The sequence below is a fragment of the Paraburkholderia sp. SIMBA_054 genome (genome assembly GCF_046534875.1).
Classification (GTDB): domain Bacteria; phylum Pseudomonadota; class Gammaproteobacteria; order Burkholderiales; family Burkholderiaceae; genus Paraburkholderia; species Paraburkholderia hospita.
Genome location: NZ_JAWRXV010000001.1, coordinates 81,576 through 101,523, shown reverse-complemented (window position 1 = coordinate 101,523; position 19,948 = coordinate 81,576). Strand labels below are relative to the sequence as shown.

Sequence of the window (19,948 nt, the reverse complement as noted above, 5' to 3'; positions counted from 1 at the left end):
TTGTTATCGCACGTCTGAAACGGTTTTGATGCGCTCTATGGGGCGCATCAAAGGCGTTTTTCCCCCTCTTTTTTCAACTGCCATCTTCGGCAAAAACTGGAGGAAATGATGAACGAGCAACAAAACGCGACTTTCACGATCGAAACCAATGCTGTTCGCGCTGCAGCGATTTCGAAGCTGCGCAAACAGATTCGCGGTCTGGTAACCCGCGTCCGCGAAGGTGAAATCGCTCCGGGGTCGACCACCTCGCCGCAATGGATCACGCCAAACCTGTTTATGACGGGCGCGCTGGTCATGAAGCTGTTCGCCGTGCAACACGCGGGAAGCCGGGAATCCGAGCCGATGTTGCTGTCTCGTTCGACAGGCACACCGGAGGCGCAGATCGCTGCGTTCACGCAGGCCGTCTACGGCCAGCTCTTCGGTGCAAGCGCGTAAGCGTTGAAAATCGACCCGCTAACGCTAACTGGAACGTGACGCACTGTACCGCTTCAGGTACGGTGCGTCGGCGGACCGGTGCGCGCCAGTCGCGTCCAGATCGCTCACATTTCCCGGGGGACTACCACCGGCCGACAAATTCTGGCTATAATCAGCGCACGCCTGTTACCAGGCATCCGTACCTTGGGCCACCTCGCTGGCCGACATGAAACGCTCTCCATAATGGTGAGCACCGCATATGCGTCGTGAAGGCGCACGTTTCCGTGTTGCAGACGGAACGTGTCACGCCAGCAACGTTGCGACGCCCAGCTAATCCTCCCGAAACATCCAGTGTCGTGCGAAACCGCGCGTCGAGTTGTCACGTGATCCCATTTATCACGCCACAGCTTGGCTGGTGGGCAATGGCCCACAACCGGTTTCAACCGCCGATACTCGGCATCAACCCAACTGCGGGGCACGTCTCCGTCAGGAGCTGCTCGCGCATTTTCAGGAGCAGCGCACATGAACACTCAGCAAACTATCGTTGGTAAGAGCATCCTCGCCGACGCGCAATTGCAAGGTTTCACTGTTTCGGTCGTCGCGTGGCAATCGACGGGTGGTGCTGGTTTCGACTGGTTCTACGCGCCCTCGGTCGCCGATCGCGCGTACGCAATCGAAAAGGCGGCCTGCGACGACTGCTTCGGTCGTGAGGTCGAACTGACGATGGTCCGCTTCGAAGTCACCGTGTCATCTCTCGAAACGGCCACCGAAGAAATCAACGGTCAACTCGACCATCTCTTTGTTCAGGTCGAGAACCCGTATCCGCGTCGGCCGAGCTTCATGGTCTATCCGGATCAGGCAATCCATTAACGCGCTGTGGGCCGTCTGCGATGTTTGCAGGCGGCCCACGGGCGCCTTTCCATCCCCTCAGTCTGGCAACTTCCAGAACCGCTTGCTTCGCCCACTTTGGCGCACCAAGCGCTTTTGGCCTCAGGTCTGGGCGCTTAGACTCGTCGCGTCGCTGATGCGACTCCATCGTGAAACCGCTTTTTCACCGCCGATGTTTCGGCATTTCACCCTCAACGGGGCTTGCTCCGTTAGGGGCAAGCTCCATCACACGATGGAGTTCACATGCAAATCGACCCACGGCAGCTGGATCTCTTTGGTGTTTCCGATCTGTCCGGTCGACTCGCTCTTCAGGCGAGTCCGGAAAAAAAGCTGGATCCCGCTGCACACGGTTGTCCGCCGAACGCGGTAGCAGTTACCTCGCTGATCGCCTCTGAAGTATTGGGCAAACCGGTTGTCGGTAGCGACGAGTCGGCAGGCACGATTCGCGGTGGTCAGGAGCCTTTGTCGTGCCTGTCCGCTGTACTGGTCAAACCCGAGGCGGTCGAGCCGGCTACGGAAGAAGCGCAGCACCTGATCCTGCCCGCTGCCGTCATGACACTTGCCGAGCACGACAACCTGATGGCACGCATCGTAGACGGCGAAGTTGCCGTCACCCCGGTTGAAGTCCGTTCGAGCTTCGAGCGTCTGATCCGCGATGTGGAGGCAGTCCGTGGTGAAGTCAGCAAGTTCAAGGTGGCTGACCTCCTGAAGAAGATTGCGCGTGCCGGCACCACCCCGTACCTGCACGACAAGAAGAAGGCCTATCTCGTCGAGCGCCTGATCGACGCGCTCGTACTTGCGTACGGCTTTCTGACCGTCACCAACGGCGTGTTGTCGATCCAGGGCGTCGGTTTCGTGCAGCGCTGTGATGCAATCCGACGCAAGCTTGCGGGCCTAACGGCGGAGCACCTGGGCGCCTACCGGGCCTCGGTCCATGCCGAGCGCGCGGCGCGAACGGAGAAGGTCAAGGCTTATCTGAAGGCCGTCAAGGCGCCCGAGACGCTTGAAGAGTTCGAGATCTTCCTGCGAGAACGCGGTGAGTCGGAGTTCACCCCGGAGATGCGCGCACGCCGCGACGAACTGGTCGCCGAGAGGCTGCGCCTTCAGGACGGGCAGCGTAAGGCGGAGCAGGGAATCGTAGCCGGTGTCAGCACTAGCGCCGGCATGCAGATCGTCGAGACGAAGCATACTCGCGATGGGCACGATCTCTTCGTAGTCACGCTCTCAGAACGGGTGGAGCGCGAGCAGTACGACGCGCTCAACGCCGCGGCTAAACGTCTGAGCGGCCGCTACTCGTCGTACCGACGCGATGGCGCCGTGCCTGGCTTCCAGTTCAAAACCCGGGAGGGCGCCGAACAGTTTTTAAAGGTCGGGCTTGGCGAAACTGTCAGCAACGCCGAGCAGATCGAAGCCCGACAGACGCAGAAAGAGACGCAAGCCGCCAACAAGCTGAAGGATCTGGCGACGCGTACGCAGGAGGCCGCCGAGGCTGAACTGAATCGCGAGCGGCTGACCAACACGCCAAAGCGTGCAGGGCAGGCGTCAGCGGCACAGGAAGAGGCTCGCAAGAACATCGCGCTCGCCAAAACGATGCACAACCTCGCAGATGCAATCGCGAGCGGCGACGCAAAGCACCTTGACCGTCTGACGGACAAGGCGCAGGTCGTGATGTTCGAGAAATGTATCTCCCTGGCAAAGAGTCATGAGATCAAGGCCACGTCAGACGGATATGCGGAAGAGCTAAAGCGCCGGGGCGAAGCGGCAACGCTGGCAACGATCGAGTATGTCGAATACCCCACCTTCCGCGTCTATGTACCCGCGCAACTGGACAGTCTCATTGATCACATCAAGGAGATGCCCGGCCTGATGCGCATCGCGCCGAAGCTCAAGCCCTACTTGAACGAAGCCTATCGCGATGATCGCGCCGGCGTCAGCGTTCCCGTTGAGCTCATTGAACCAGTGATCGACAAGCTCGGGCGTGAAAACCCGCGGCTGTTGAATAACTGGGGCGAAATTTACGCCCGCCGCAAGCGTCTCGAACGGATGGGAATCAAGACACCTGAGCAGTTTCGTGCGGCGTGTCGGGAATTTCTGCAGTACCGGCAGGCACGCGAGAAGGCGGATCGCGCGACTGAGCTTGAACGCGCACTCGTTGGCAAGAAAGTCGGGTTCGATTTTTTCCCGACCCCGAAGACGGTCTGCTCGGATCTTGTCGCCCGGGCCCTCCGCGCCTGCCCGTCGCCGGGCAAGCGTTGGTGCGAACCGCAGGCGGGCAACGGAAATATCGCTACGGCGATGAGGGATGCCGGTTATGAACCCGACGTTGCCGAAATCTCACCCGCTCTGAGTGAGATTCTGGTGGCAAAGGGCTTCAACGTCATCGGCTCCGATTTTCTGGAAATCGAGGGTGTGGAGTACGACGTGATTATCCAAAATCCGCCCTTCAGCAATTTCGCAGATATCAAGCATGCACGTCACGCGTATTCGCTTCTGGCGGACGGGGGCGTGCTGGTTTCGATCATCGGTGAGAGCGCGTTTTTCAGAAACGATGCGCAGGCCGTCCAGTTCCGCGAATGGTTGGACGAGGTAGACGCTGAGGTTGAGAAGTTGCCTCAGGGCACGTTCCTCGACAAAACCTTGTTGCAGACCACTGGCGCTAATGCGCGAGTCATCACGATCGTACGTTAGCCACCAGCAAGCACCCAGCCGTAGCTACAACGCGGCTTACAGCCGCGCCGACGATCCGTCGGCGCGGCCATCTTCCGATTCAGGCGCGCTCCATCTGGAGCGCTTGCCAAAGCCTCGAGGCTTTGACAAGCGCTTGGTCGCCCATGCTTTTCAACGCCGATTTTTCGGCACAACCCTCGCGGGCTTCGCCCGCCAGGGGGAAGGCCTGCAATGAACAGGAGTAGCGAAACATGAGCGTCTATACGTTGGTTATTGACGGTGTCGAAGTGGCTGTCCGAACGCTTGCAGAGGTGCTCGCATACCTGAATGCGAGTGACGCCGACCAGATCGTTCCGCACGTCCCGATCGACCGGATCATGGTTACCCGTGATGGCGTGCCGTTGACGGTTGTCGCGGACCGCTACGGTCATCTCGGCGTCCAGCAGGAAGGGGACGCTCTCGAAATACTCATCAGCATGATCGGCGAGGTCGATCGCCTGGTGGTCCGCCCTGACGGGAAGATGCGCGCACCGTACGAGATGACACGGATTGAATGGTTGTCCGTGGTCGCCGTCGGACTGGCCGCCTTTGGTGTGTACCCGTGCTTTTCCTCCGCCCAGCTTGCACAGGTAAAGCCGAACGAGGATAGCGGCGCCACCGCCGCGGCCGATCTACGCGAGGTCTGTGATCAGCAGATGAAGCGATTGTGGACGCATGGTCATGAAGGCCCGGCCGTCGACGGGCGCGAACACAACATGCGTCACGAACTGCATGTCGCATTGGCGCTTTGCACAGGGAAGGTCGTACCCGCAAACGTCTACGCGGAATATCGCGACGGCCGCGCGAGAAGCTTCGTTGATGCGGACGCCGTGTTCAAGCTGCTTGTTGATCTGCCGGCGATTCGTGGTCGGCTCAGTCCAAGCCAGTTGCGAAAGCTCGTTGCGGCCACGCGCTCCGAAGTAGTACTCGACGAGAGCAATATCGAGCGGTTCATCAGCGCGATGGTTGTCGTCCCGCCGGACGCTTCGGCTGTCGACGTCGACGATCATCTGTTTCGCACTGGTCTGTTGTCGCATAAACCGATCACGCGGAGTCAGCCCGAAGTAGATGTGTCAGTGCTGACGACTGCGCTCGCTCGTGAGATTTTCGACGAATCCTGCACGGCGGTTTATCGCCGTTCGGTCGCCAAAGCACAGGCTCTGCGTGACAAGCGTGAAATTTCGGAGCGCGAGTTCCAGTTTCGCTGCCGGCAGGCGGATAACCTCCGCAACTCCTATCCGACCGAGCCGTCCTTGAAGCTGGCGGCGGCGTTCGAGGCACGTGATGCGCATCATCTGCTCATCATCCTCGACACGCCCGACGGAACGAACGAGATCGCAAAAAAGGTGTTCCGGAAGCACTTCGGTGTCAGGTTGCGAGGCCTGACAACGGCCCGACGTCGAAAGGCGACCCTCGCGTTTTGTGGCTTAGACGCGGCCGCTCGAGCTGCATTCGAGCAGCAGATTCGCGATTCGCAACAGCAGCGCCTTGAAGCTGAAGCCGCCCGCCGTGCCATCACGCAGGCCGAAATATCCGACGTCGAAACCGATGCCGGAACGGTGAGCGCAAGGGTGTACGTTGATAGTGCCGTGGCACAGGGCTACCGGCAGATCGTGCAGAAACGGCAAGGGCGGATATCCTGGTGGCTGTTGAATCCGGATACCCAGCAAGCCTTCCCGCTGAGGTCTACCAACGGCACGCTCGACTATGCGCGCGATGCGTTGCATCTACCTGTACTCGATCCTGCAGGAAGTGCCTGATAGCAATCCGGTAACCCCGCGCACTCCACTTACACGTGGATGTGCCGGGGTTCATTTTGCGAGCAGTGGCTCCATAAGAGGGCATCACAACGTGCTTCTCTTTTCGAATCGACTGTGCAACAATCGGTTCGTTGATCGCGCCTTCCTGGCGATCCGATCTAAAGGTTTTCGACCGCCGGTAAACCGGCATTATGACAACCCTTGTGGGCACGCCCACCGGGTTCGTGCTCCACAGTCCGATCGGAGCACGCCATGTCGTCACACATCAACAAGCTGTCTTCTGCTGCACTCGAAAACAAGGCTCTGGCTGATTACAACGCGTATCGCGGTGATACTGTGATTGTTCACCGGCTCCTGGTCGAGACTCAAGGCACAACGCAGTATCGTGAATTGTTGACTCAAGCCAAGGTGCGCGTTCTGCCTACGCCGCGCGAGAAGGTCCTGAATTTCGCCTGCAAGGATCTGATTTCGCCGACGTGGGTCGTTGAACTCGCCGAGCCTCATCCGGAAATCCCGGGCGGTGCGTTTCTGAGCCTGCATGCCAAGTCTTTCCAGGCAGACGGTCAGGTTCACCGTGGTGACGTCTTCGCCCGTGAAGGTGAACTCGTTGCCCGCGGCTCGCTCGCCATCTTCAACACGGTGATGCGCGCGACGCTGAAGGTAGTTGTCGCTGTCTTCGGCACCGAGCAGCTGCGCCATCAATAAACCCCAGCAATTGCGCGACAGACGGATTTCCCGTCTGTCGCGTCCCCTATCCGTTGAGCTTTTGACTGAGTCGCCAGACCGCCTCAGTCAAGTGTTCGCGCGAACCTTGTTTTGTCTTGTTCTGCCTTTCCACCTGTGTCACACGAGGAGGTCGCCATGGCGATCGGCTATTTCGATGCCCAAACGCGTGCTAACGCGTCGTCCACAGCTTGCATGTCTGCCGAGCAGCTTGCACAGCGGGCTATGTCGGACTATGAACAGAGCGTTGGCAAGACGGTTCGGGTTACGCGCCTGAAAATCTACCTGTCGGGTCGCGCGGACTATCGCTGGCTTTCGACGCCCGCCACAGTGCGTGTGCTGGAAACCCGTCGCCCCAAACTCGAGACACTGTCCTGCAAGGATTTGATCGTTCCGGAGTGGTCAGTGGAGCTGGTTGAGCCACATGCGGAAATCCCCAAAGGATCGTTGCTCGGTCTGCATCCGCGATCTTTCGGCGGTGACGGCCGCACATATCCCGGCGACATCGGTGCCCCGGCTCCGTCGGGGATTTTAGGCGGCCTGGGTTCCGTCGCGCGTCGATTGCGCCAGACGATCAGCGAGGTGCCCGCTGCCGTTTCGGAACTGGTCTGGCACTGAGGACGCTCACGCCGGGCACGATATATCCACGCGCCCGAAGCGGGCCGCACACGAACACCAACAAGAACGAGAACCATCATGAACACCAACCAGAATCTGAACCGTGCGACAGCGGAAACTCGCGCGCGACGCGAACATCAGCTTTATGCGGGGATGACGATACTTGCGTACGAGATTGTGACGCGGAAGGCCGGGCTGCAGACGGTGCACCGCCTCGCGGCTCCGGTGCGGCTTCGTATCGCCGCCGGCGCCGACGGGGTTGAAAGTCATTGGGAGGAGGGTTGGCTCAAGTCATTGTGGCGGGTGTCGCTGGTCGCGCCGCATCGCGTCCTGTTCGAGGCAGACGAGTTGCTGGTACGGGGCAGCGAGTTCTCGTCAGATCACCGCTCTATCGCGGGCAGCGTCGCGTGTGTCGCGACTGGTCGCGCCCAGGTCGTAGCGCGCATGCTGCATGCTGGGAGGGGTGCGGGGATTCATACCTGTCCTGCATTGGTCGACACGCGCCCTGGCAGCGATCTTTTGCGGTCGGCGGCCTGAAGGTCGGCTCTACGACGCAGTCCGCTCGCTGCGGACCAGGAGGGTCCGCAAGCGGGCTAAAGCGCCGCGCGGCGAGAAGCGGGCAGACCGCGGGTCGGTCGCTTCGTCAGCTTCAGCCGTGTACTGGACTGGCATTTTCCTGCGGCGTACACAGTCGGGACAGTCGCGCATTGGCGCGTCTACGCGAAGTGTCTGCTTGTCAGTAATCGCAATCTGGATGCTTGCCGCCTTTTCGATGTCGATCCCGTGCTTCTTGACCTGCCGCCCGTACCAATCCTGAAACCCCGGATGCCCGAACGAATTCTCCAGACCGTATGTTTCTATGAAGTCGTTGCAAACAGGCGGGCCGCGAAAGACCACGTGCGCAAGCCGGCCGTCATCGGTGTAGTAGTAGGTGATCACGCGTACCTGAGTGCGCCTGGTCTCTTCGCCAAAGGTGCGCGCGTCCCAGGCGCGATACTCGACCTGGTCCAGCACCCGGCTCGCGGCAGTACGCCTGAACATGACCGAGGCTTCGCCGTTATCCGCTTCGTATTCGCCAAGCGTCTGGATTTCGCGGATATGGGGCTGTCCGTTGTCGAATCCTTCTTCCGCGCACGCCGCCACAGCCACAAAGAAAGCGTCAAGGTCGGCTCGGTAGAAAAGGTGATAGGTGTGCAGGCGGTCCCAGAAGGGCAGAACAACAGCTTCGCGCTCGCACACTATCTCGAGCAGGGCGGACCCACTCAGACTGAGGAGAGACTGCGCGCGCTGGGCCGCAGCAGATGCAACCCGGAGTTCACGACGGACGGCTTCATGCTTGGCGACAAGCGCCATGCGGGGGCTTTGTTCGAGGAGAGGCACGTTTAGGGGCACGTATTCAAAGTTGGTTCCGGCCAACGATGCACGCGTGCGGTGGTGCAGCCGATTGACCCTTTCGCTATGATACAAGCGACCCACTGAGATACGCCATATGCGCCGAGCTACACAGTTTCCGAAAGCTCCGGACCTTGCCCAATACATCGGGCCGGGTGGAAGCTGTCTGTCCAAGGGACAAACAGTCCGGGTCAAGGCATCTGCCCGCAAAGGCTATTTCGTCGTTGAAACAGTTCACCCCGATGGGCACACCCTGCCTGTCAGCGTGAAGGGGCATAACCTCGCGCCGCTTCCGCCCCAGCTCTTTTAGGCGTGTTCCCTCGAAGTGCGTTATGCGGCCTCGTCTCAGTGACTGGGGTTCAATCTGTTCCACTCTTCGAGCACCGCGGCAGCCGCGCTCTCACGAGTCCGCCCGACGGAAATACGGCTGCCGTCCTGGCGCGCGGCAACCCAGTTTTTTTTCCGCCCCGACACCTGCCCGACATCGATCTGGTTTGCATTACGCACGATGTAAAGTCCACTACGAATACGCACCAGAAAAAAGTCTTTCCCTTCGACGTGCTGTGCCATCCGTAACTCCTGTCGCGTGAAAATTGCCACCCAATATGGGTGGCTGCGAATCCAGGGTAAGCGGAGAGAGTGCGAACGCAAGCCGTGGCAGGGGCGGCCCGTGAAACGCAGGGCCTGTCGAAGCACACCAGCAGGCGATGTCCGATTTTGCGAGGGCGGAAAAAAAGCCGGAGGCCAGATCCTGACGGACCCGGCGCTACCGGCCTTTCAAAGAGATGGGGCTGCTGTGCGACAAATAGATCGAGTCAGAATCGACGCCCGCGCGGACGAGGGCGTGTGAAGAACCATACGGCCGCAATAATCACGGCACCGACGACGAGCATTGTCGGCAGGTTCATGCCGTGAAAGATCTTCCGCTCGACGTTGTACGCAACGCCGCGCACAAGGGCACCCGCGATCTGATCGGCCATGTTGAAGTGGTGGCTCATGCTGTTCCTTCTCTCCGTTGGTTACCGTGCTCGATGCAAGCCAGGCATGTTTGAATCATCTCGCCAAAACACCGCAACGCAAGTCGGTACGCCGCGCCGGGCCCGTCGCCCCAGGGTCACGGGCGGGCGACTAGTGACGCCCGACGGCAGCCGGAAGACGAACGGCCGGAAAGTGCTTTGAGACAAGTTCGCTGACCCATTTGTGGACCTGCTGCAGATAGGCCGCCGCAGCACTGCTTTGGTCGTGGCCGCCAAGGGGCCGTCGCTCGGTCGACAGGAACACCAGGCTGCGCTCATCGATATCCGCGAGCGGCGCGTCCGACAGGAGATACGCTTCGACGGCGTCCGCATCCGGATGCGCATGCGCGTGAAGGGTTAGCGATAGCTGGCGCGCCACACGGTCCAGGGTAACACTCGGCAGCAGGGCTGTTACAGCGATAAAGTTCGAAACGTCTGTCATTTTTTTTTCAGAATTCAGGGCCACGCGGCGACTCCGGCTCGCGGGGCGTTGTTAAGGTTGATGGTGACTCGTCTACGCTCTGCGGTCCGGTACCTGTCAGGAACTGAAACCGGCCGAGGGGATCGGCGACGCTTGGGCCGCCTGCCACCTGATAGTGCATGTCACGCGTGTACGTCTCAGTGATCGTGAAGTCATCTCCAACCACGAGACCGCGTTCGAGAGCGTACTGCTGCAATGAGTCAAATGCCTCATCCTCCAGCGGTGAGATCAGACCGGCGAAAACCAGTGGTGACGCATTCTCTGCCGGCGTGACCAGCGCGCTGGCCGCCATGCCGCGCAACAGGCGGTTTTCCTCGATCGTATCGACGAACGCGCGATAGATATTCGGAAACGCCGATAACAGCCGGTCGGCAAAGTGAGCGCGCGCGGATTCGGACGCGGCGCCACCCGCACCATATGTGGCCTCGTAGTCGGCCTTGAGGATCAGCAATTGTTCAAGCATCGTTTTTCCCGTTAGACTGGCTGGCGCACGCATGGGTGCTGCGGTCTCTCGCTCGAGAGCTTGCGCCTTGATTACCGCCATGCAAGTGCCCGTCGGCCAGTATTCACGCGGCGGCATGTGATCCTCGCGCGCGACCAGAAATTCTAGCGAACGGCTACCCGGTCTGGTCCCCCAAAGCGCTGTTTTTTTTGCTGTCTTTTCGCTCTCTGCCGGGTCGCGAGTTGGGTAGAGTGGACGTATGAGCACACCGATCCCAACCCAGCCCTCGTCGGAGTCTGCTGCGACTCCGTCTGCCACGGCGCGTGGCCCCAAGCCTCTTCCGATCCGCGTATTCCGGTGGGTGTTCGCGCGCGTCGCGTTGACTCTGTTTCGCGTGAAGGTAAAGTGCCCACCCGAGATCGCGGAGATCCTCGCGCGCGGTGGCGTACTGGTCACCGGCCATCATGTCAGCAAGATCGACGCGCCCCTCATCTCTCTGACCTGTCCGCTACCCCTGGTGTTCGCGTCCGACACGGATTACTCGCGTCGCTCGAACGCCGCTCGACGCGGCATGGCATTCCTGACGTATATCGGCTGCGGAGAGGTGTTCGATCTCGATCCAACAGCACCTTTCGGTATCCGCCGCGTGGTGAAGGACCTTCGCGCGGGCGACAACATCATGATTTTCCCAGAAGGGCAAATTACCAAGGGCGCCCCGATGCCACCCATGGCCGGGCTTGCCTGGATCATCGAGCGAGCCAAGCCCGCGCGCATCCACGTCACCCTCCATGGGGCAGAGCAATCCCGGCTATTCGCCAAATGCGGCACCAAGTGGCTCCCGAGAATCACACTGGAATATTCAGTCTATGAAACTGCTCAGTAAATACACCGTCGTTAAACTCAGCGTTATTGCAGTGCTTTCGGTGTGCGTGGCGGGCTGGATGCTCTACCGCGTGGCCTCGGCAAACGAGCATTACGGTCCGACGCCCGAGGGGTTCGCGGTCATGGAGACAGCGCCTGCTGTTCCTGTCGTCAAGGATGGTGCGGTGGAATTAGTCGAGTACTACTTCTTCGACTGTCCCCACTGCATGTCGTTCGATCCGGCTTTGCAAGCCGCAATCGAAGCGGAGGGCAATGCGGTCCATGTCAGGCGAATCCCGGTGGGCAGCGGCGACCTTCTGACGAGACACGCAGCGTTGTACTATGCGCTCGCCCAAATGGGAAAAGCTGAGGGTCTGCGCCACGAAATCTATGCAACGCTGCAAGCTGACGGCCACGCTCTGGACACCGACGAAAAGACAATCGCCTGGGTAAAGGCACAGGGCATCGACGGCGCCGAATTCGAGCGGGTGTATCACTCGGCGGCTGTGAAAGATGCCATCGCCGCCGGACACGCCGAAATGGTGCGCGCGGGCATCACAACTGTTCCGACTCTGGTAGTTGGCGGTAAGTGGGTGGTAAGCCCAACGACCGCCGGCGGGGAGACCCGCGCGCTGGAGGTCATGAAAGGCCGTATTGAAGCGGCGCGCCTGTCGCCTGGTGCATAAAACCCTGTGTGAATCGACCAGGGGCGGCTTGAGAACGCAGACGCTACCCAACAGAATCGGCGGTAAAGAACGACGAATGACTTTCGATCAATGGTTCCGACACGCCTTTGGGACGTCCTTGCCTGAGCCGTTCGGCACATATCTCGCGAACCATCCTCGTGGCGTCGAGAACGGATATGGACCCCGACTCTGGCCGGCAGACCGCATCCGAGAGGAAACCCAGGACCGGCGCCTGGTCGAAAAGGGCGTCTGTCTGATCGGCGCCAGTGATTCGATCCGCCACATCCTGCTGCGCGCGAGCGACGGCAAGGTCTTCGTGGTCGATTCACGCAACCATCGCTCGGTCGATGCGACATTTGCCTGCGTCGACACGCTGATCGGGCTTCTCAAGCTTGAATAGCCCGGTGGTACTGCGGTCGCACGGGATTCGGGCTCGTTTGATGAAATGACATGTACATCAAGTCGGTCAAAGGATAAGCAAACTCCTCCGTCAGCACCCGATGGAGTGCGCACAACGCACTAGGCCGCAAGGTCCGATTGCCAATACCTCGCTTTCACCGATAGAATCCCGATACGCCGTTCGTTCGGCATCAAGTCTCATGTGTTGCCACGTCATCGAATGACAGTGACATCGAGCAGCCGCCACTGGTAATCCATGGCGCGTCAACGTTCCAGGTGTTTTGCTGAGCGACGCTCATCAAAGCGCCCGCGCTTACTCCTTTTCCACGCCGTCCTACGGCACAAAAGGAGCATCCATGAACAGCACATCCCAAGCAGTTGCAACGCAGGCGGCCGCCCGTCACCCGTTGCACGGCGACGCAGCGGGACACATCAGCGGCGAGTGTACCGCCAGTGTCCCGACCAAGGCAGAGCTCGGCGAGCAGATCGTCGCAATCGTGAACCGGGCCGACTCGCTCCTCAAAGCCGCCATCCGGCTGCCGGAAGGACATGAGTGGTCGGTCTCGGCCAATCGGCTCAATTTCGGCGGCGGCCCGGTCGATTCCAGCGAGCATGGGGTCTCCCTGCACATCCGGAAGAAGTTCGACGTTTCCATCGACAATGCGACACGCAGCAACGATCCGGATCAGGTCAATGTCGAGATCCGCATGTTCTTCCCGAAGGCCGAGTACGCCACGAAAAAGGGCACCCGGACGTTTCGGGCACATGGCGACACGACATATGACGCCATCCTCTGGGTCCAGTCGGGTCCGCAGTGGGCGGGGCAGTCAACCGATCACACCAGTGATGCGGAGCGCTATCCGAAGGGGGAGTCCCTTGAGGATTTCGTCGCAACGGTTGCGGCCGCGGTCAATTCAGCGTTGATGCGGGCATGTCCGGGGCGTTTGGCGCCCGAGGCAAAGCCCACGACCTCGATGACGGAAGAACAGCATGCCGCGGAAGTCAGCCGGCTGCTCGGCCTGATCAAGTTGCACGACGACGGAAAGAAGAATCCGAAGAAGGCACTTGCCCAGAAAATCGAGCATAACCGCGAGCGCAATCGCCTCCAGGAAGAACTTCGCCAGCTACGGCTTAACTACCACACGCTGGTGAGCTAACGTAAACCTTCGGCCGCTCGACAATCTCCCCACCGGGGAGGTGTGTTGTGCGGCCGAACCTTTCACAAACGGCTAGGGCCCGTCTTGCGGCGCTCCGGTGAGATTGTGCATTTCACCCGAGCGATGACGCTCATCTCCTTTAAACGCTCGTCCAGAGCAACAAGGAGAAATGCATGAATACGCCATATACCGCTTCAGCGAAAGTTCGGGATCCGATAACTTCGGGCGGCGCGATGCGACTTATCGCGCGTATGCAGGAAGTGATGCAACAGGGTCTGATAGAGCTCGCGACTGTCTGGTTGGTTGCCGCGGATGACAGCACGGTGCGATTGGAACAGCTATGGTCGGACCGCCGCAGGATTGGAGCGGGAACGGCGATACTGAAGCTCCTGTCTTCGCTTGCTGATATCGAACGGGTGACGCTCTCCCTCAGCGCGCACCGATTGCTCTACAACACTGACGATGCTTCGCTGGAGACGGCTGAGGTCGATCGGCTCGATAAGCTCAATGCGCTCGCACTGGATAACGAAGGACTCGTTGCCTGGTATAAGCGCCACGGCTTCGAGGAGACGGCCGCTCGCGACGGTGATGACGCCGTACTCACCCGTCAGCCTTCGTCGCATATGAGTGGCGAGGGCATTGCACGAGAGGTCTCCGATGCCCTGCTGCGGCTCATGAAGTCCGGGGCAGTTGAGCTGGACGCATTCCGTTACGAAATGTTCGCACGCAGGATCATCGCGGCTGAGTATGGCCGCCCCGATGCCGTAACGTGGGCACTCGACTGGTACCGCGACTCGCGCTTCGAAGAAGCCAGCCGTACTGTAGCCGACTGCCTGAGCATCCACCGTCGCGCACTTGAGCGCGAGCGATCGCGTGCCGAGTTCGATGCGGGACGAGTGAGCAACTGGATATACCAGGCGTTCCTTGACACGATCGATGTTCCAGCCGCGGTGCGCAACAATGCCCCCTACATGGCGTGGAACTCAGCGCTCCACAGCCGGTTCGACAAGCTGTATCCGCGCTTCGACAGGAAAGGGAAGGAGACGCACTCCCCAGAGGAGCGTGAAGCGCTTTGGAGGGACTTTGTGAAGGCCACGCGCGATGAGCAACTGTCAGATCGTGTGAGGTTGGCCGAAGCGCAGGCCGCAGCACTGGCCGCGGCGTCGTAGTGGCGAAGCGAGATAGGCAACCGTTCTTCAACGGTGCCTATCTCCGCCGAGTGGTCGCCCGCATTGACGCATAAACAGATGCCACTCACGCGATTCCCGGGAACCGTGTCGAGCCGGTCAACCGGCATCGTATTAAGAAAAATTCCCATCAGGCGGGCTTCGCTAGAGTCAACTTTATCGAAGCGCGCGCTGCGCTCCAATTTTGTAACGCCTTTTCAGGCATGAGGAGCCAAACCATGAAACCGCACGATCTCCAGGCTACAGCAGATAACGCATCCATGAACGCACGCGGACCGTCGCCCTATACGCACGACCCCATCTTTTACGTGACCGTCTCGCTTCTCGAAGCTGTACACGCGGGAGCCGTAGGCTTCACCCGAACGGTTGACAAGTTGGTCTGCGCGCGCGACGCGGAAGAAGCGGAGCGGGTTGCGACGTCCTACTTCGCAAGCAGGCAATGCAAGGTCGACAAGGCCTCGGCCCGCCCGAGTGTCAGGCAGGATGTACGGACGTTCATTGCGCATCAGATCGTCAACCTCCCGGCTGGCATTGTCAGCGCGGAGTTCGACCGGCAGGGCACTCCGGCGGAATATCGCCACGAGCCTGTCTACATCGACCCGAGCGCGCGCCCGGCGAAATAATGAAAGAGCGCGCACGCCGCATGTCCACCACTCCTGGATGTGTGGCGTGCGGTGCAGCATCTGAACACACCGACAGAGCGGCGAGTTTTTGGCAAGGCCCGGCCTTCCCAAAGCCCCGATGCGGCTCACTCCTTAACCCCACGCCTAAGGAGGCATGACTGTCATGAATGAAAATCGCAATGCGACGCCCGATGCCCAGCGCACGACGGCCGTACCAGTAATCGTCGTGGTCACCGACACGTGCTCGCCGAACGAGTTTCGCGCAACGGGCGTGCTCGCGCCATCCGGCTAGGTCCTCGCGTACTATCCGTTTCGCGCGACCGGCGAAGTGCGGGTCTCGCCAGACGATCACGCAGACAGCAATGGGTTCGACCACTCGCATCTCATCCTTCCGGATGGTTCGGAGCTTCACGTCGCGAATGGCGGATGGCGTGAGGTCGGTGATCTGCCTCAGGGTCTCGACCTGAAGGTGCCGGAGGGCGTCGTGCCCAAACAGGAGGGCATGGATGTGCTGGTACTCGAGGGTGTTCGCTTCCAGTGGAACCGGGCCTTTCAGGCTTATATTGCAATCGATGGGCTACCGCGCCCGCTCCGCTTGACGGACTTCCAACACTGATCGACCGCAGGCTAGTCGCAATCGTCAACCGTCGTTCCCCGTCAAAAAGGGAACGACGGCTTGTCTATTGAGTGCGCGCGCCGTAGAATTCGCACAGCCGTTTCGATCGGCATTACATGCGATACCGACGTCATGCGGTTTGCCCTCAGGCAGCCGTCGACCGTCTCCCACAGGAATTTCGCCTGGGTGCGTTTTGTTGAACACAGCGTTCACCAAAGCCCGCGCACGGCTAGCCCTCTTGCAGACGCCCATCTGGGCATGAGGGACTCATCTATCAACTCGTACCGTTTGGCAACTGCAGGTCAGCGATAACCTCGTGACCGCAATCGTCACCCGCGTTATCTGGCAATCCATTTCGTCGTCCGTGTGACGTCGATGCATCAACCTTTCCCTCTGGGGCAACCGTCCCCGGGGATGCGTTTGCCCCTTCATTTTCTCAGGAGCAAACCATCATGTTGAAAATCGCACGCGCGTCGATCATCTCCGCAGCTATCGCCGTTGCCGCTGTCTCGACGGCCAATGCGCAGTCGTTCCAGCCGGCACCCGTCGAAGCGAATCTGAGCGTTCGCGGTACCGTCGTTCGCCTGCGGCTCGTCGAGCACGTTGGCCTGCCGGAGACGGTCGAAGCGAAAGCCCCCGGCAGTGCTGAAACGCCCACGGTTGAAGTGGCCGTGAAAGTGGCGGGCGACCAGCTGTATTTCGCCTATGTCGACCTGTTGCATGAACCCGCAGTCGGCGACGCGGTGAAGATCGCTGCCTATGGCAACGGCGTCCGCATCGTCGAGTAACTCACTGAAAACGCGCCAGCCAGATATCCCTCGGGAATCTGGCCGGCTCCATTCCTGAACCGCTTTTTTTCCCCTCTCGCTGGTACCTTGAGTGGCCTTCGCCGAGCGAACCCGCTGCGCGAAGCCCATTGTGGCGCCTCCTTTTCAAACGCCGATGTTTCGGCAAACAAAAGGAGATTTTCATGAACCAGAACCAACGCACGAACAAGGAGTTCGACAGCCATAACCCGCCGGCCGACTGGCTTCTGAGTGACGACGCGGCCTGCGAACTGCTCGAAGGCACACGTCCTTTTTTGTCGCCGGAGTACCCTGGCCTTTACTCGCTGAGTGTGCCTCTCGGGGTGACATACCTCATCAAAGAGCGGGCCGGCTTCGATAGGACGGCCATGCTCAGGCACTCGATGTACGTCTGGCTTGCGGTTCCGCAAACGCCGGCGTTGCTTGCGGTACTCGAGAAATGGGCTATCTACGGCACACACGACGGTCCGAAACATTACAGACTGGAGCTGCTCGAGAACGGCAGCCTCTATCTGAAATACCAGCAGATTCTGGGTGGAAGGAAAATTGCCCAGATTCCGAAAGCGCTGGTCGACCAACTCGTGGAGCGTATCGCGGCGGAATTGCCTGGCGTGCTGCTGCCAGCGCTCGCGAAAAAGGGCGTGAAAGCGGCAAGCACCCGCACGGTGGCTGACGACATGTCTCAACTCACCGTCGTCGACGGCCGCATCAAGCTTCCGTCGGAGCGGCTGCATCACTATGGGACACTCAAGCGGCTACTCGAGCAGGCGGGCGCGTCGTATAACGCCGGCGGCTCTTTCTCGTTTCCCCCGGGAATCGACGCAACTGAAGTCCTCGGCAGGCTAATGGCAGGGGAGAAGATCAACGTGCAGCAACAGACGCAGTTCTTCGCAACCCCTGAGTCGCTCGCTCGGAAGATGGTGACGGCAGCTATCTCGGCGGCACGGGAACTCGGGCACGTTCTCATGCCGGCGCCGAAGGTTCTCGACGGCGTCATCGTGCTGGAACCTGAGGCCGGGCAGGGTGCGTTGGCTCTCGTTGCGCGGGAACTCGGCGCAAAAGTGGTCTGCGTGGAAAGCTATCCGGTGAACGCGGCGGTCCTGCGTGAGCGCGGATTCGAAGTGCATGAGCGGGATTTTCTCTCCCTGTCTCCGGCTGACCTGGGCGGCAAGTTCTCTGTCATCATAGCGAACCCGCCGTTCTCAAGGTCCCAGGACATTGCACATGTCCGCCACATGCTGGACTTCCTCGCGCCCGACGGCGTGCTGTCAGTCCTCACGTCGACGGCTTGGGTTGAAGGTACCCAGCGAGCCCATGAGTCGTTCCGCGAATTGCTGCAGCAATACAACGTCGTGCAGACGCCTGTGCCTGCCGGCACTTTCCGTGAATCCGGCACACAGGTCGGGGCCGTTCATCTGCTGATCAGCAATCCTGTACCGATGGAGCCGGAGATCGGGAGCGCCCGGCTTGAACTGCTTGAGGTCTGAGAACCATTCGCCGTTCGCGATCGGCTGGTGTTGATGCAAGAAAAGATGTGCGAGTCTCTCAAGGCTCGTTTGGGCACGTTGCGACGCTACGGCGAATGCAACGTGTCCGCCCTTTGGGCGAAACCGGACGAGAGCGTCCGTCTCTGCCCGCTTTCGTCTCACTCTCTGCGCGCTTTCTTTCGCGCCGCACGTCGCCGCAAAGGCTCCGCCGCCTCGGGCAGAGCGTTCATGAGCTTGAATCGCGTCGTAATCAGCCGGCGCAGCACTGGATCCGATAACTCATCACCCAGGCGCGGACTGCCGGCTTCGACCATGGCTTTCATGGCGAACATCAGGGCGCGGTCCATGATGATGTGCTGATCCACGCCCCATCTCGCTTGAATCAGCGCCAGCATCGTGTGCGTCGATGTATTCATCGTCTGGCGGTACACGGGATAAGTTTCTCGCAGTGCCGCCGAAGCCAGACGACGTAACTGATCGGTGAGTTGCAGGCCCACCCGTGCCGCCGCTTCGCCAACTGCCACGCGCGTAGGAAAGTCGCCAGCAAGTGCGACCCTGATGCGTTCGAGGTCTTGTGGCGTGATCTCGGTGAGCCGCGCTTTGCGACTCAACCGCCTCCGACGGTGAGCAATGGCCAATACCTCGATCAGCTGGACAAAGGAGAGAGTGAGACCCGCCTTCCGGCCCGCTTCCACGGCACTAGCTCGCATGACCCGCCCATTCCCGATCGCCGTGGCGAGCTTGTCAGCAGTGTCTGGGGCGAGCGCTTCGGGCGTTGTATCGAGCAGGTCACAAACCTCGGCGAGGAAGCCGAACGGCGCCCGCTTTCTGGCAAGTCTCAGCTTCGAGATGACGGTCGTCGCCACCCGTTGCCCAGGCTCTGCAACCTCACCTTGCAACATACGCAGTGCCGACTTCACGTCGATCGTGCCGCGCGCAATAATTTCCGTCGAGATGGCTTGTTTCTGCGCGTCGCTGATCTTGACGGACAGATCGGCGCACAATGTGCGCAGGCTGGGCAGGTTGATTTCCCGATCTAGATCGAAAGCGCTAATCACTGAGCGCCGCTCGTCATCGGACAGTGGCGCCCCGCGGTACAAAATCGCCCGGACATGTTCGCGCTCTTCGGCGCTCAGACGTGCCAGGCCATATGGTACGTAGACGGCGGGAGGCACGGAAACGGCCGAACCAGTCTCCGAGCGGCTGTCGGTTCGCACTTGAGGTGCTTCGAGCGATAGGGTTGGTTGATCCATAGGGGTTCTACTCTCACGACTTGCAAGCGGGGGCATTGGCTGTTGCCACCCGCATTCAAACGTCCAGATAAATGGCTGCTGTTATTGGCTTTCGGACACCCGAGCCTGCAGAGCGATCGTTAAGTACTGGACCACGGCTTCCAGCGTGTTACTCCTGTATTCGTATCGAGCCAGCTGAACAAGCATCCGTACCTCATCATCGACGACGCCGCGCAGGCAGTCGGCGAGCGTTTCGAGCGAATTGCTTTCGTCGAGGCGCTCGGCCGCCGCCTCCCAGAGGTCGGCCCGGCCCGCATCACATTTCTGAAGGTCTTTGACGGCTTTCTTCAGCTCAACCCCGTTCGCCAACAATCGGTTAAGTGCGATGAAAATCGAAAGCTGCTGCAACCTGGTCATCGTTGTCATATATGAAATCATCCTGTAAGAAAACGGC

The 19,948-nt window shown here is 60.1% G+C and carries 23 protein-coding genes; 16 read left to right on the top strand and 7 right to left on the bottom strand.

What is annotated here, in order from left to right:
- Nucleotides 1-108: 108 nt before the first annotated feature.
- From SB822_RS00510 to SB822_RS00480, 7 genes are all read left to right on the top strand, one after another.
- Complete coding sequence (locus tag SB822_RS00510) at nucleotides 109-435, top strand: hypothetical protein (RefSeq protein WP_410853651.1); 327 nt, start codon at nucleotides 109-111, stop codon at nucleotides 433-435.
- Between the two features lie 501 nt (nucleotides 436-936).
- On the top strand, nucleotides 937-1,284 hold the full coding sequence (locus SB822_RS00505) for a hypothetical protein (protein ID WP_410853650.1): 348 nt from the start codon (nucleotides 937-939) through the stop codon (nucleotides 1,282-1,284).
- A 261-nt stretch (nucleotides 1,285-1,545) separates the two neighbouring features.
- Nucleotides 1,546-3,990 (top strand): methyltransferase domain-containing protein, encoded by a 2,445-nt coding sequence (locus tag SB822_RS00500; protein ID WP_410853649.1) that lies wholly within the window; start codon nucleotides 1,546-1,548, stop codon nucleotides 3,988-3,990.
- A gap of 230 nt (nucleotides 3,991-4,220) precedes the next feature.
- A complete protein-coding gene (locus SB822_RS00495) occupies nucleotides 4,221-5,768 on the top strand; it encodes a hypothetical protein (RefSeq protein WP_410853648.1) in 1,548 nt (515 codons plus the stop codon).
- A 252-nt stretch (nucleotides 5,769-6,020) separates the two neighbouring features.
- Nucleotides 6,021-6,473, top strand: a complete 453-nt coding sequence (locus tag SB822_RS00490; RefSeq protein WP_410853647.1) for a hypothetical protein — start codon at nucleotides 6,021-6,023, stop codon at nucleotides 6,471-6,473.
- Between the two features lie 156 nt (nucleotides 6,474-6,629).
- Nucleotides 6,630-7,109, top strand: a complete 480-nt coding sequence (locus SB822_RS00485) for a hypothetical protein (protein ID WP_410853646.1) — start codon at nucleotides 6,630-6,632, stop codon at nucleotides 7,107-7,109.
- A 78-nt stretch (nucleotides 7,110-7,187) separates the two neighbouring features.
- Complete coding sequence (locus tag SB822_RS00480) at nucleotides 7,188-7,646, top strand: hypothetical protein (protein ID WP_410853645.1); 459 nt, start codon at nucleotides 7,188-7,190, stop codon at nucleotides 7,644-7,646.
- A 9-nt stretch (nucleotides 7,647-7,655) separates the two neighbouring features.
- Here the strand turns inward: SB822_RS00480 and SB822_RS00475 are convergent, their stop codons facing one another.
- From SB822_RS00475 to SB822_RS00455, 5 genes are all read right to left on the bottom strand, one after another.
- Nucleotides 7,656-8,462: a hypothetical protein gene (locus SB822_RS00475; RefSeq protein ID WP_410853644.1), complete on the bottom strand. Its 807-nt coding sequence runs from the start codon at nucleotides 8,460-8,462 to the stop codon at nucleotides 7,656-7,658.
- Between the two features lie 384 nt (nucleotides 8,463-8,846).
- On the bottom strand, nucleotides 8,847-9,071 hold the full coding sequence (locus SB822_RS00470) for a hypothetical protein (RefSeq protein ID WP_410853643.1): 225 nt from the start codon (nucleotides 9,069-9,071) through the stop codon (nucleotides 8,847-8,849).
- A gap of 245 nt (nucleotides 9,072-9,316) precedes the next feature.
- A complete protein-coding gene (locus tag SB822_RS00465) occupies nucleotides 9,317-9,499 on the bottom strand; it encodes a hypothetical protein (protein WP_410853642.1) in 183 nt (60 codons plus the stop codon).
- A 130-nt stretch (nucleotides 9,500-9,629) separates the two neighbouring features.
- Nucleotides 9,630-9,983 carry a hypothetical protein gene (locus SB822_RS00460; RefSeq protein ID WP_410853641.1) on the bottom strand — a complete coding sequence of 118 codons (354 nt, stop codon included), beginning with the start codon at nucleotides 9,981-9,983 and terminating at the stop codon, nucleotides 9,630-9,632.
- Nucleotides 9,967-10,578, bottom strand: a complete 612-nt coding sequence (locus SB822_RS00455) for a hypothetical protein (protein WP_410853640.1) — start codon at nucleotides 10,576-10,578, stop codon at nucleotides 9,967-9,969. The genes SB822_RS00460 and SB822_RS00455 overlap by 17 nt, the downstream gene beginning before the upstream one ends.
- Before the next feature lie 121 nt (nucleotides 10,579-10,699).
- On the opposite strand from SB822_RS00455, the gene SB822_RS00450 reads away from it, so the two are divergent.
- The 9 genes from SB822_RS00450 (at nucleotide 10,700) to SB822_RS00410 (ending at nucleotide 18,262) form a co-directional block, all read left to right on the top strand.
- A complete protein-coding gene (locus SB822_RS00450; protein WP_410853639.1) occupies nucleotides 10,700-11,323 on the top strand; it encodes a 1-acyl-sn-glycerol-3-phosphate acyltransferase in 624 nt (207 codons plus the stop codon).
- Nucleotides 11,307-11,987 (top strand): DsbA family protein, encoded by a 681-nt coding sequence (locus tag SB822_RS00445; RefSeq protein WP_410853638.1) that lies wholly within the window; start codon nucleotides 11,307-11,309, stop codon nucleotides 11,985-11,987. The genes SB822_RS00450 and SB822_RS00445 overlap by 17 nt, the downstream gene beginning before the upstream one ends.
- Before the next feature lie 28 nt (nucleotides 11,988-12,015).
- Complete coding sequence (locus tag SB822_RS00440; protein WP_410853637.1) at nucleotides 12,016-12,387, top strand: hypothetical protein; 372 nt, start codon at nucleotides 12,016-12,018, stop codon at nucleotides 12,385-12,387.
- 355 nt (nucleotides 12,388-12,742) lie between these two features.
- Nucleotides 12,743-13,543 (top strand): hypothetical protein, encoded by an 801-nt coding sequence (locus SB822_RS00435; protein WP_410853636.1) that lies wholly within the window; start codon nucleotides 12,743-12,745, stop codon nucleotides 13,541-13,543.
- A gap of 173 nt (nucleotides 13,544-13,716) precedes the next feature.
- Nucleotides 13,717-14,712 (top strand): hypothetical protein, encoded by a 996-nt coding sequence (locus SB822_RS00430; protein ID WP_410853635.1) that lies wholly within the window; start codon nucleotides 13,717-13,719, stop codon nucleotides 14,710-14,712.
- A 236-nt stretch (nucleotides 14,713-14,948) separates the two neighbouring features.
- A complete protein-coding gene (locus tag SB822_RS00425) occupies nucleotides 14,949-15,353 on the top strand; it encodes a hypothetical protein (protein WP_410853634.1) in 405 nt (134 codons plus the stop codon).
- Nucleotides 15,354-15,516: 163 nt separating this feature from the next.
- On the top strand, nucleotides 15,517-15,645 hold the full coding sequence (locus tag SB822_RS00420; RefSeq protein ID WP_410853633.1) for a hypothetical protein: 129 nt from the start codon (nucleotides 15,517-15,519) through the stop codon (nucleotides 15,643-15,645).
- A 776-nt stretch (nucleotides 15,646-16,421) separates the two neighbouring features.
- A complete protein-coding gene (locus SB822_RS00415; RefSeq protein WP_410853632.1) occupies nucleotides 16,422-16,757 on the top strand; it encodes a hypothetical protein in 336 nt (111 codons plus the stop codon).
- 182 nt (nucleotides 16,758-16,939) lie between these two features.
- Nucleotides 16,940-18,262 carry a hypothetical protein gene (locus SB822_RS00410; RefSeq protein ID WP_410853631.1) on the top strand — a complete coding sequence of 441 codons (1,323 nt, stop codon included), beginning with the start codon at nucleotides 16,940-16,942 and terminating at the stop codon, nucleotides 18,260-18,262.
- 158 nt (nucleotides 18,263-18,420) lie between these two features.
- Here SB822_RS00410 and SB822_RS00405 read toward each other — a convergent pair whose 3' ends face one another.
- Together SB822_RS00405 and SB822_RS00400 are read right to left on the bottom strand one after the other, a co-directional pair.
- Nucleotides 18,421-19,515 (bottom strand): hypothetical protein, encoded by a 1,095-nt coding sequence (locus tag SB822_RS00405; RefSeq protein ID WP_410853630.1) that lies wholly within the window; start codon nucleotides 19,513-19,515, stop codon nucleotides 18,421-18,423.
- An 81-nt stretch (nucleotides 19,516-19,596) separates the two neighbouring features.
- Entirely contained in the window at nucleotides 19,597-19,920 is a 324-nt protein-coding gene (locus SB822_RS00400; RefSeq protein WP_410853629.1) for a hypothetical protein, read from the bottom strand.
- Between the last annotated feature and the right edge of the window lie 28 nt (nucleotides 19,921-19,948).